This is a genomic window from Pseudomonas sp. TE12508, from assembly GCF_056279485.1.
Genome location: NZ_JBWCCN010000031.1, coordinates 1 through 12,693 on the forward strand (window position 1 = coordinate 1; position 12,693 = coordinate 12,693).

General features: G+C 59.4%; 8 protein-coding genes. All 8 read right to left on the bottom strand.

Going from position 1 to position 12,693, the window contains the following annotated elements:
• Nucleotides 1-148: 148 nt before the first annotated feature.
• The 8 genes from rpsA to mtnA all read right to left on the bottom strand — a co-directional run bounded on the left by rpsA (nucleotide 149) and on the right by mtnA (nucleotide 12,657).
• Nucleotides 149-1,840 carry a 30S ribosomal protein S1 gene (gene rpsA, locus ACZ9IM_RS29510; RefSeq protein WP_007899744.1) on the bottom strand — a complete coding sequence of 564 codons (1,692 nt, stop codon included), beginning with the start codon at nucleotides 1,838-1,840 and terminating at the stop codon, nucleotides 149-151.
• A 119-nt stretch (nucleotides 1,841-1,959) separates the two neighbouring features.
• Entirely contained in the window at nucleotides 1,960-2,649 is a 690-nt protein-coding gene (cmk, locus tag ACZ9IM_RS29515; protein WP_427625948.1) for a (d)CMP kinase, read from the bottom strand.
• Nucleotides 2,646-4,853, bottom strand: coding sequence for a bifunctional prephenate dehydrogenase/3-phosphoshikimate 1-carboxyvinyltransferase (locus tag ACZ9IM_RS29520; protein WP_008071615.1), 2,208 nt, complete (start codon nucleotides 4,851-4,853; stop codon nucleotides 2,646-2,648). The genes cmk and ACZ9IM_RS29520 overlap by 4 nt, the downstream gene beginning before the upstream one ends.
• Before the next feature lie 28 nt (nucleotides 4,854-4,881).
• Entirely contained in the window at nucleotides 4,882-5,994 is a 1,113-nt protein-coding gene (gene hisC, locus ACZ9IM_RS29525; protein ID WP_063341135.1) for a histidinol-phosphate transaminase, read from the bottom strand.
• A 12-nt stretch (nucleotides 5,995-6,006) separates the two neighbouring features.
• The gene (pheA, locus tag ACZ9IM_RS29530) at nucleotides 6,007-7,101 is read right to left on the bottom strand and encodes a prephenate dehydratase (RefSeq protein ID WP_007899727.1); all 1,095 of its coding nucleotides are present in this window, start codon (nucleotides 7,099-7,101) and stop codon (nucleotides 6,007-6,009) included.
• Complete coding sequence (gene serC, locus ACZ9IM_RS29535) at nucleotides 7,101-8,186, bottom strand: 3-phosphoserine/phosphohydroxythreonine transaminase (RefSeq protein WP_095055364.1); 1,086 nt, start codon at nucleotides 8,184-8,186, stop codon at nucleotides 7,101-7,103. The genes pheA and serC overlap by 1 nt, the downstream gene beginning before the upstream one ends.
• Nucleotides 8,187-8,493: 307 nt before the next feature.
• Entirely contained in the window at nucleotides 8,494-11,163 is a 2,670-nt protein-coding gene (gene gyrA, locus ACZ9IM_RS29540) for a DNA gyrase subunit A (protein WP_008071610.1), read from the bottom strand.
• A 417-nt stretch (nucleotides 11,164-11,580) separates the two neighbouring features.
• Nucleotides 11,581-12,657, bottom strand: a complete 1,077-nt coding sequence (gene mtnA, locus ACZ9IM_RS29545) for an S-methyl-5-thioribose-1-phosphate isomerase (RefSeq protein WP_192344038.1) — start codon at nucleotides 12,655-12,657, stop codon at nucleotides 11,581-11,583.
• Nucleotides 12,658-12,693 lie beyond the last annotated feature (36 nt).

Here is a 12,693-nt window from a genome sequence, read left to right on the forward strand (position 1 = left end):
AGCGTGTAGTCTCGCTGACTACGCCTTTTTGCTGATTCCATTACGTCCTCCTGAAAAACAGATCAGAAGGTGTAAACCTTATTCAGGACGGGACACAGACACAAAAAAGGGCGACCGAAGTCGCCCTTTTTTTATGGTCTGACAGAACTTAGTTCTGTTTTTCCATTTGTGCACGCAACAGGTCGCCCAGAGTGGTAGGACCAGCAGCGATGCTATCCGAAGGCTTGTCTTTCAAGCTTTGGATGGCTTCTTTCTCTTCAGCATCGTCTTTCGACTTGATGGAGAGCTGGATTACGCGGCTCTTGCGGTCAACGCTGATGATCTTGGCTTCTACTTCCTGGCCTTCTTTCAGAACGTTACGCGCGTCTTCAACGCGGTCACGGCTGATTTCGGAGGCTTTCAGAGTCGCTTCGATATCGTCGGCCAGAGTGATGATGGCGCCTTTAGCGTCAACTTCTTTCACGATGCCTTTAACGATGGCGCCTTTGTCGTTCTCTTGAACGTACTCGGAGAACGGATCGCTTTCCAGTTGCTTGATACCCAGGGAGATGCGCTCGCGCTCTGGGTCAACCGACAGGATAACGGTGTCCAGCTCGTCGCCCTTCTTGAAGCGGCGAACGGCTTCTTCGCCCACTTCGTTCCAGGAGATGTCGGACAGGTGAACCAGACCGTCGATGCCGCCGTCCAGACCAATGAAGATACCGAAATCGGTGATCGACTTGATGGTGCCGGAGATTTTATCGCCCTTGTTGAACTGGCCAGAGAAATCTTCCCATGGGTTAGATTTGCACTGCTTGATGCCGAGGGAGATACGACGACGCTCTTCGTCGATGTCCAGAACCATAACTTCCACTTCGTCGCCGACTTGTACGACTTTCGAAGGGTGGATGTTCTTGTTGGTCCAGTCCATTTCGGAAACGTGTACCAGGCCTTCAACGCCTTCTTCCAGCTCAGCGAAGCAGCCGTAGTCGGTCAGGTTGGTTACACGAGCGGTAACGCGAGTGCTTTCTGGGTAACGGGCTTTGATAGCGACCCATGGATCTTCACCCAGTTGCTTGAGGCCCAGGGAAACACGATTGCGTTCGCGATCGTACTTCAGAACCTTGACATCGATCTCGTCGCCAACGTTGACGATTTCGGAAGGATGCTTGATACGCTTCCAAGCCATGTCGGTAATGTGCAGCAGGCCATCGACGCCACCCAGATCGACGAATGCGCCGTAATCGGTGAGGTTCTTGACGATACCTTTGACTTGTTGGCCTTCCTGCAGGGATTCCAGCAGAGCTTCACGCTCGGCGGAGTTCTCGGCTTCGAGGACGCTGCGACGGGAAACGACAACGTTGTTGCGTTTCTGGTCGAGTTTGATGACCTTGAATTCCAGCTCTTTGCCTTCCAGGTGCGTGGTGTCGCGCACTGGACGGACGTCAACCAGAGAACCTGGCAGGAACGCACGGATGCCGTTAACGTCGACAGTGAAGCCGCCTTTAACCTTACCGTTGATAACGCCCTTGACCACTTCTTCGGCTGCGAAGGCTGCTTCCAGAACAATCCAGCATTCAGCGCGCTTGGCTTTTTCACGGGACAGCTTGGTTTCACCGAAGCCGTCTTCAACCGAGTCCAGAGCAACGTGAACTTCGTCACCGACGTTGATGTTCAGCTCGCCAGCATCGTTGTAGAACTGCTCAAGCGGGATGAGTGCTTCAGACTTCAGGCCAGCGTGAACGGTTACCCAGCGAGCCTGGTAATCGATATCAACGATAACACCGGTGATGATGGAGCCTGCCTGAAGGTTCAGGGTTTTTAGGCTTTCTTCAAAGAGTTCCGCAAAGCTTTCGCTCATTTTAATTCCTGTTGATAAGGGCGAAGAATACGCCCATCTCCACACCCCAGACGGTGTGGGTTAGTTTCATATGAAAGAAACACCGCAGGACTATGACTGGTCCCCTGCAGCTTTCTTGGTCACCCGGCGATATCGCGAATGGCGATCTCGCTCATGATGCGTTCCAGCACCTGATCGATGGACAACTCCGTGGAATCCAGCTGTATCGCGTCGGCCGCCGGCTTGAGCGGGGCTACTGCGCGCTGGGTGTCACGCTCATCGCGTGCACGTATCTCATCTAGCAGACTCGACAGACTAACACCATCGACTTTGCCCTTCAACTGCAAGTATCGACGGCGCGCACGCTCCTCGGCACTGGCAGTGAGGAATATCTTCAGCGGCGCGTCCGGAAAAACCACCGTACCCATGTCGCGACCATCGGCCACCAGACCCGGCGATTCCTGAAAGGCCCGCTGGCGCTGCAGCAGCGCTTCACGAACAGCGGGCAGCGCAGCGACCTGCGAGGCACCCGAGCCGATACTTTCGGTACGGATGACATCGCTGACTTCGTCGCCTTCCAGAATAATGCGCTGCAGCTGACCGTCGGTCGCCGCGATGAATTGCACATCCAGATGAGCGGCGAGCTTTTTGAGCAATTCCTCATTCGTCAGGTCGACGCCATGGTTATGCGCCGCGAACGCCAGCAATCGATACAGCGCACCGGAATCCAGCAGGTTCCAGCCCAGGCGCTTGGCCAGCATGCCGGCGACCGTGCCCTTGCCAGAGCCGCTTGGCCCATCAATGGTGATGACCGGTGCAATGTTTTTCACGACTGAGCCTCTTGCGCAACACGGATACCGACCTGCGCGCACAGCGCGAGGAAGTTCGGAAACGAGGTCGCGACGTTGGCGCAATCATGGATGCGGATCGGTGCAGTGGCGCGCAGCGAAGCCACGCTGAAGGCCATGGCAATCCGGTGATCGCCATGACCGTGCACTTCACCGCCGCCGATCTGGCCGCCGTCGATGATGAGGCCGTCCGGGGTCGGCTCGCACTTGACACCCAGCGCCAGCAAACCATCCGCCATGACCTGGATCCGGTCCGACTCCTTCACGCGCAACTCTTCGGCGCCGCGCAGCACGGTGCGCCCTTCGGCACATGCAGCGGCCACGAACAGCACCGGGAACTCGTCGATGGCCAGTGGAACCAGCGCCTCGGGGATCTCGATACCTTTGAGTTTAGCTGCCCGTACGCGCAGATCCGCTACCGGCTCGCCGCCGACTTCACGCTGGTTTTCCAGGGTGATGTCCGCCCCCATCAGGCGCAGGATGTCGATCACGCCGGTACGGGTCGGGTTGATGCCGACGTGCTCGAGCACCAGCTCCGAACCTTCGGCAATCGACGCGGCTACAAGGAAGAACGCCGACGACGAGATGTCGCCCGGCACTTCAATGTGGGTCGCGGTCAGCTTGTGGCCGGACTCGACCGAAGCGGTGGCGCCATTGACGGTCACCGGGTAGCCGAAACCGCGCAGCATGCGCTCGGTGTGATCGCGAGTCGGTGCCGGCTCGGTGACGGTGGTCTTGCCTTCGGCATACAGACCCGCCAGCAACAGGCAGGATTTAACCTGGGCGCTGGCCATCGGCATGGTGTAAGTCAGGCCCTTGAGCTTGTTGCCGCCACGGATGGTCATCGGTGGACGACCTTCAGCAGCGGTCTCGATCACGGCACCCATTTCACGCAGCGGATTGGCCACGCGGTTCATCGGACGCTTGGACAGCGAAGCATCGCCGGTCAGGGTGCTATCGAAGTTCTGCGCAGCCAAAAGGCCAGACAGCAGACGCATCGACGTACCGGAGTTGCCCAGATAGATCGGGCCCGGCGCAGGCTTGAGGCCATGCAGGCCGACGCCATGGATGGTCACACGACCGTGGTGCGGACCTTCGATGACGACACCCATGTCGCGGAAAGCCTGCAAGGTTGCCAGAGCGTCTTCGCCCTCAAGGAAACCTTCCACTTCGGTGACGCCTTCGGCCAGGGAACCGAGCATGATCGAGCGGTGGGAAATCGATTTGTCGCCCGGTACACGAATCCGCCCAGTCAGGCGGCCACCAGGTTGTGCCAGGAAAATCAGATCGTTGGAATTCATAGCGTCCACATAGGCCCGGCGGGCCAGGATTTTACTGAAATGCTCGCGGGCAACCCGGGCGCGCGTGAACACGCCCAACAATTGGTGCCCATCCCCTGCATCGACCGCGTCGCGCAAGGCGTCGAGGTCGCTGCGAAATGTATCGAGTGTGCGCAGGACAGCTTCGCGGTTGGCGAGGAAGATGTCGTGCCACATGACCGGGTCGCTACCGGCGATTCTTGTGAAATCGCGGAAACCGCCCGCAGCGTAACGGAAGATCTCAAGATTTTCATTGCGTTTGGCCAACGAATCGACCAAACCGAACGCCAGCAAGTGCGGCAGATGGCTGGTCGCCGCCAGCACTTCGTCATGACGCTCGACCTGCATGTGCTCGACGTCGGCGCCCAATTCGCGCCACAACCGGTCAACCACTGCCAGCGCGGCCGGATCGGTTTGATCCAGCGGCGTCAGAATCACTTTATGACGACGGAACAGTTCGGCATTGGAGGCTTCCACCCCGCTCTGCTCGGAACCGGCGATCGGATGCCCCGGCACGAAGCGCGTCGGCATGCCGCCAAACGCCTCGGTCGCCGCGCGCACCACATTGCCCTTGGCGCTGCCGACGTCGGTCAGAATCGCTTGCCCCAGGTCCATGCCCGCCAACAGCGCGAGCAGTTTCTCCATGGCCAGGATCGGCACCGCCAGCTGAATCACATCAGCGCCCTGGCAAGCCGCCGCCAGGTCTTCTTCGCAGCGATCCACCACGCCTAACTCGACCGCCAGCTTGCGCGACTGCGGGTCGAGATCGACCCCGACCACTTCGCGACACAGACCGCTTTCACGCAGGCCTTTGGCAAACGAACCGCCGATCAAGCCCAGACCAACCACCACCAGGCGACCGATCATAGGTTGCGCAGATTGCAGCGCAGTGACATCAACCACGAGCCATAACCTTGGTCAGCGCCTCGAGGAAGCGGCTGTTTTCTGCCGGCAAACCGATGGTGATACGCAGGTGGTTCGGCATGCCGTAGTTGGCCACCGGACGCACGATCACACCTTCACGCAGCAACCCCTCGAACACTGGTGCCGCAACACGACCCAGATCGACACAGATGAAGTTGCCTTTGGATGGAATCCAGCTCAACCCCAGCTCGCGGAAACCCGCTTGCAGCTGCTGCATGCCGGACTCGTTCAGGCGGCGGCTTTCGGCCAGGTACTCGACGTCTTGCAGAGCCGCACAAGCGGCGGCCAGCGCGAGGCTATTGACGTTGAACGGCTGACGCACACGGTTCAGCACATCGGCGACGATGGCCGAGGACAAGCCGTAACCGACCCGCAGCGACGCCAGGCCATAGGCTTTGGAGAAGGTGCGCGAGACCAGCAGGTTCGGGTAGGCCGCCAGATAATCCAGGCCATCGGGCAAGTCGCTGCCTTCGGCGTACTCGATGTAGGCCTCATCCAGCACCACCAGCACATGGGCCGGCACGTCCTGCAGGAAATCATCCAGCGCCTGGGCGTCGAACCAGGTCCCGGTCGGGTTGTTCGGGTTGGCGATGAACACCACACGAGTATCGGCATCGATCGCGGCGAGCATGGCCGACAGATCGTGGCCCCAGTCTTTGGCCGGGATCACTTTTGCCTGGGCACCGACGGCCTGGGTGACGATCGGATAGACCGCAAACGCATGCGCGCTGAATACCGCGTTCAGGCCTGGCGCCAGATAGGCACGCGCCACCAGCTCCAGAATGTCGTTGGAGCCGTTGCCCAGCGTTACCTGGTTGAGCTCGACGCGGCACTGATCGGCCAGCAGGGTCTTGAGCGCAAAACCGTTGCCGTCCGGATAGCGGGTCAGCTCGGTCAGCGCTTCGCGAATCGCTGCCAATGCCTTGGGACTGGCGCCCAACGGGTTTTCGTTGCTCGCCAGTTTGACGATATTGGCCGGATCGAGGTTCAGCTCACGGGCCAGTTCGTCCACGGGCTTGCCCGGAACGTAAGGCGAAAGTTGTTGCACGCCCGGCTGTGCCAGAGCGAGGAAGTTGCCACTCATTTGCTACCGCCCTTAGAGAACTGCTTTCGGGTAGGAACCCAGCACTTTGAGTGCTACTGCTTCCTGACTGATCTTTTCCAGCACACCTTTGACCAGCGGGTCGCGATGGTGGCCGACGAAGTCGATGAAGAACACGTAGGTCCATTTACCGCTGCGCGACGGACGGGTCTCGATGCGTGTCAGGTCGATGCCGTTGTCATGGAACGGCACCAGCAACTCATGGAGCGCGCCGGGTTTGTTGCTCATGGAAACGATGATCGAGGTCTTGTCGTCGCCGGTCGGCGGTACTTCCTGGCTGCCAATCATCAGGAATCGTGTCGAGTTGTCCGGACGATCCTCGATTTTTTCGGCCAGACGAGTCAACCCGTACAGACCGGCGGCCATGTCGCCGGCAATCGCCGCCGAGTTCCACTCACCCTTGACCCGCTTGGCCGCTTCAGCGTTGCTCGAAACTGCCACGCGCTCGACATTCGGGTAATGGGCGTCCAGCCACTTGCGGCACTGGGCCAGGGACTGGGCGTGGGAATAGATGCGGCTGATGCTGTCGGTCTTGGTGTTTTCACCGACCAACAGGTGATGGTGAATCCGTAGCTCAACTTCGCCGCAGATCACCATGTCGTGCTCGAGGAAGCTGTCGAGGGTGTGGTTGACCGCGCCCTCGGTGGAGTTCTCCACCGGAACCACGCCAAAGTTCACCGCACCGGCCGCGACTTCACGGAACACTTCGTCAATCGCCGCCATCGGCTTGCTGATCACTGCGTGGCCGAAGTGCTTCATGGCTGCAGCTTGGGTGAAGGTGCCTTCAGGGCCGAGGTAAGCCACTTTCAGCGGCTGCTCGAGGGCCAGGCACGAGGACATGATTTCGCGGAACAGCCGCGCCATCTCTTCGTTGCCCAGCGGCCCCTGGTTACGCTCCATTACACGCTTGAGCACCTGGGCTTCACGCTCAGGACGATAGAACACCGGCACTTCGCCTTCGGCCAGCGAGGCCATCTTTACTCGCGCAACTTCCTGGGCGCAACGTGCGCGCTCACTGATCAGCTCCAGGACTTTTTCGTCCAGAGCATCAATGCGCAGGCGCAGTGCCTTGAGTTCTTGCTCAGACATTAGCCGTGTTCCTTCTCGAACTCTGCCATGTACGAAACCAGTGCGTTGACCGCAACGATATCGACGGCGTTATAGATGGAGGCACGCATGCCACCCACGGAACGGTGGCCTTTGAGGTTCAGCAGACCGCGTTCGTCGGCACCAGCCAGGAACGGCTTGTCGAGACGATCGTCGGCCAGACGGAACGGCACGTTCATCCACGAGCGGTCCGACTTGTTGATCGGGTTGCTGTACATGCCGCTGGCGTCGATGAAGTCGTACAGCGTGCGCTGCTTCACTTCGTTGAGTTTGCCGATGGCTTCGACACCACCCTGCTCTTTCAGCCACTCGAACACCAGACCGGACAAGTACCAGGCCAGGGTTGGCGGGGTGTTGTACATCGAGCCGTTATCGGCCGCGACCTTGTAGTTGAGCATGGTCGGGCAAATGGAACGGGCGTGACCCAGCAGGTCTTCGCGAACGATGTTCACGACAACGCCGCTCGGGCCGATGTTTTTCTGGGCGCCGGCGTAGATCATGCCGAAGCGCGAAACATCCACCGGACGCGAAAGAATGTCCGAGGACATGTCGGCGACCAGCGGCACATCGCCGGTTTCCGGAATCCATTGGAATTCCAGGCCGCCAATGGTTTCGTTCGGTGCGTAGTGAACGTAGGCCGCATCTTTGGACAGGCTCCATTCGTTCTGACCGGGGATAGCGAAATAGTCGTAAGGCTTGGCGGTGGCGGCAACGTTGACGTGGCCGTAGCGCGAGGCTTCTTCGATAGCTTTCTGCGACCAGATACCGGTGTCGATATAGTCGGCGGTGCCGCTTTCCGGCAACAGGTTCAGAGGAATCTGAGCAAATTGCTGGCTCGCGCCACCTTGCAGAAACAGCACTTTATAGTTCGAGGGGATATTCAGCAGATCACGCAGATCCTGCTCGGCCTTGGTGGCAATGGACACGAACTCATCGCTGCGATGGCTCATTTCCATGACCGACAGGCCCTTGCCGTGCCAATCAAGGAGTTCACCCTGGGCGCGTTTCAGGACAGCTTCGGGAAGCGCCGCAGGACCGGCACAGAAGTTATAGGCTCTCTTGCTCACATCCAATCTCGCTCTGATTTGGTGGTATCACGCAATAAATCACAACATCAATCGCCACGAAACTCACGTGGGAGCGGGCTTGTGTGGCGAGGGGGCTTGCCCCCGTTCGATTGCGAAGCAATCGTAAACCGGTCAGCGCATTTCTAATGCAAGATCGCGCTGACTGATTTCAGGGGCGCTTCGCACCCCAACGGGGGCAAGCCCCCTCGCCACAAAAGCTCCCACACCGGATCTTCGTGGGTGTCGAAATATTCTCAAGGGACAAACAACAAGGGGGCGAATCTTCATCCGCCCCCTGCTTGCCCGCTTACTCTTGCGGCTCTTCGTCAGCGGCGGCGTCGAGTTGCTGGTCTTCGGCAACGTCGTCGATCACGACTTCACCGTCGAACACTGCACCCTCTTCACCTTCAAGCCCTTCGCCTTCCAGCTCTTCGCCTTCGACTTCCGACGGCTCTTGAACCCGCTCCAGGCCCACCAGCGTTTCATCGCTGGCCAGCTTGATCAAGGTTACGCCCTGGGTGTTACGACCCAGGCTGGAGACTTCGTCGACACGGGTACGAACCAACGTACCCTGGTCGGAAATCAGCATGATTTCCTCGCCGTCGAGCACCTGGACTGCGCCGACCAGACGGCCGTTACGCTCGTTGCTGACCATGGCGATAACGCCCTGACCGCCACGCTTGTACTCAGGGAACTCGGTGATCGCGGTGCGCTTGCCGAAACCACGCGCCGAAGCGGTGAGGATCTGGCTGCCTTCTTCCGGGATCAGCATGGAAATCAGCTTCTGGCCTTCCGGCAGACGCATACCGCGGACACCGCGAGCGGTACGGCCCATGGCGCGAACGTCGGTTTCCTTGAAGCGAGTCACCTTGCCGCCGTCGGAGAACAGCATGACTTCACGCTCGCCATCGGTAATAGCGGCAGAGATCAGTACGTCGCCTTCGTCCAGCTCCAGCGCGATCAGGCCGACGCTGCGTTGACGGCTGAAGGATTCCAGCGGGGTCTTCTTCACGGTGCCTTTAGCAGTGGCCATGAAGATGAAGTGACCTTCGGTGTATTCCTCGACCGGCAGCATGGTGGTGATGTATTCATCACTGTCCAGCGGCAGCAGGTTGACCAGCGGACGACCGCGGGCAGCGCGGGACGCTTCGGGGATTTCGTAGGTTTTCAGCCAGTACACTTTACCTTTGCTGGAGAACAGCAGCAGCGTGGTGTGGCTGTTGGCGACCAGCAGGTGAGCGATGTAATCCTCATCCTTGACGCCGGTGGCCGATTTGCCTTTACCGCCACGACGCTGAGCCTGGTACGCAGCCAATGGCTGGGTCTTGGCGTAGCCACCGTGGGAAATGGTCACGACGCGCTCTTCTTCCGGGATCATGTCACCCAGGGTCAGGTCGAGACGGGCATCGAGAATCTCGGTGCGACGCACATCGCCGTACTCGGCGCGGATCACTTCCAGCTCTTCGCGGATCACTTCCATCAGGCGCGTGGCGCTGCTGAGGATACGGATCAGCTCGCCGATCTGGTTGAGGATCTCTTGATACTCGGCCAGCAGCTTTTCGTGTTCCAGACCGGTCAGACGGTGCAGACGCAGCTCCAGAATGGCTTGCGCCTGTTCCGGCGACAGGAAGTACTTGCCGTCGCGCAGACCGTATTGCGGGTCCAGGGTCTCTGGACGGCAAGAATCGGCGCCGGCACGTTCGACCATCGCAACAACGGCGGAAGATTCCCAGGCCGTGCTGATCAGCGCTTCCTTGGCTTCCGACGGCGTTGGCGAGGCCTTGATCAGGGCGATGACCGGGTCGATGTTCGACAGGGCAACCGCTTGACCTTCCAGAATGTGGCCACGTTCGCGCGCTTTACGCAGCTCGAACACGGTACGACGGGTAACCACTTCGCGACGGTGACGAACGAACGCTTCTAGCAGGTCCTTGAGGTTCAGGATCCGCGGACGGCCGTCGATCAGCGCGACGATGTTGATACCGAACACCGCTTGCAGCTGGGTCTGGGCGTAGAGGTTGTTGAGGATCACCTCAGGCACTTCACCGCGACGCAGTTCGATCACGACGCGCATACCGTCCTTGTCGGACTCGTCGCGCAGTTCGGTGATGCCTTCGAGCTTCTTCTCTTTGACCAGTTCGGCGATCTTCTCGATCAGACGCGCCTTGTTCAACTGGTAAGGGAGTTCGGTGATGACGATCTGCTGACGACCACCGACCTTGTCGATGTCTTCGATCATCGAGCGGGCACGCATGTAAATGCGCCCGCGACCGGTGCGGTAGGCTTCGATGATGCCGGCACGACCGTTGATGATTGCGGCGGTCGGGAAGTCCGGACCAGGGATGTATTGCATCAGCTCATCGACGGTCAGTTCCGGGTTGTCGATGAGTGCCAGGCAACCGTCGATGACTTCACCGAGGTTGTGTGGCGGGATGTTGGTCGCCATGCCCACGGCGATACCGCTGGAGCCGTTGACCAGCAGGTTGGGAATACGGGTCGGCATGACCGCCGGGATCATTTCGGTGCCGTCGTAGTTCGGCACCCAGTCCACGGTTTCTTTGTGCAGGTCAGCGAGCAGCTCGTGCGCCAGCTTGGTCATGCGCACTTCGGTGTATCGCATGGCCGCGGCATTGTCGCCGTCCACCGAACCGAAGTTGCCCTGACCGTCTACCAGCAGGTAACGCAGCGAGAATGGCTGCGCCATCCGAACGATGGTGTCGTACACCGCGGTATCACCGTGAGGGTGATACTTACCGATCACGTCACCGACAACACGGGCAGATTTCTTGTACGGCTTGTTGAAGTCGTTGCCCAGCTCGCTCATCGCGAACAGCACACGCCGGTGCACGGGCTTCAAGCCATCGCGCGCATCCGGCAGTGCCCGCCCGACAATCACGCTCATCGCGTAGTCGAGGTAGGACTGCTTCAGCTCGTCTTCGATATTGACCGGGAGGATTTCTTTGGCCAGTTCGCCCATGAGAAGCCTGATTCCTTTTTCTGGTGAAACTTCGTCACATCCATATGGGACGAACGAAGCTCGCCGATGCAGACTGAGTGCCGTGCACCGACTTACGACAAATCAACGAGTTATGCCATGGATCTGCGCAGTAAAGGCAGCCACATCAGGCTACCCTGGAAACCGCCGGATGTTATCACAAGAGCCGCCACGCACCTATCCCCCAGATGCGCATGGAGCATAGTTAGTTGACCGGTGACAGGCTTGAAAGGGACGAGAGGGGCTTAGAGCCAAATTTCATGGGAGATTGAAGTGTATTTGTTGCCTATAAGACCCCATCGCGAGCAGGCTCGCTCCCACATTGGATCTGCATCGTGCACAAATCCCCTGTGGGAGCGAGCCTGCTCGCGATAGCAATCTTTCAGGCGCCAGAAATTATTAATGCAGACGCTTACGACACATCAACTGCGCCATTTTCGCCGTATCCGGCCGTTCGACGATGCCTTTTTCGGTGACGATTACATCAATCAGGTCAGCCGGGGTCACATCGAACACCGGGTTGAATGCATCGACATCCGCCCCGAGCCGCTTGCCACCGACTTCCAGCAACTCGCGACCATCGCGCTCTTCGATGGGAATCTCATCGCCACTGGCCAGGTTCATGTCGATGGTCGAACTCGGCGCCACTACCATGAAGCGCACGCCGTGGTGCATGGCGTTGACCGCCAGTTGGTAGGTGCCGATCTTGTTCGCCACATCACCATTGGCGGTGATGCGGTCAGCACCGACGATCACCCAGGTCACACCCTTGGTTTTCATGATGTGCGCGGCGGCGGAATCGACATTGAGGGTCACCGGAATGCCTTCATTGGCCAATTCCCATGCGGTCAATCGCGAACCCTGCAGCCATGGGCGGGTTTCGTTGGCGTAGACGCGCTCGACCATGCCTTCGATGAACGCCCCGCGAATCACCCCCAGTGCCGTGCCGAAGCCGCCGGTGGCCAGTGCGCCGGTGTTGCAGTGCGTGAGGATCGCCTGGGCGTTGCCCTGATGCTTGCGGATCAAGTCCACGCCCAACTGAGCCATGGTCAGGTTGGCTTCGCGATCACTTTCATGGATGGCGATGGCTTCGGCCTCCAGCGCCGCCAGAGGGTCTGCGTCGTCCTTGAGGCGGTCCAGGCGGTCGCGCATGCGACTCAAGGCCCAGAACAGGTTAACCGCTGTTGGACGGGAATCGGCCAGTAACGCGTAATCCTCTTCCCACGCGGCCTGCCAGTCACCGCCCTCGGCAATTCGGGCGCGGGCTGACAGCACCATTGCATACGCCGCACTGATGCCAATGGCCGGCGCGCCGCGCACCACCATTGAGCGAATGGCCTCAGCCACGCCCGCGGCGCTGGTGTAGGCGATCCAGGTTTGCTCGAATGGCAAAATACGCTGATCCAGCAGATACAGGGCGCCATCACGCCAATCGATGGCTTTCACCTTCTCCGCAGCCAACAGTCGATCGCGCATCCACTTACCCCGCACTCATGAACAAAAGCCGTCGAT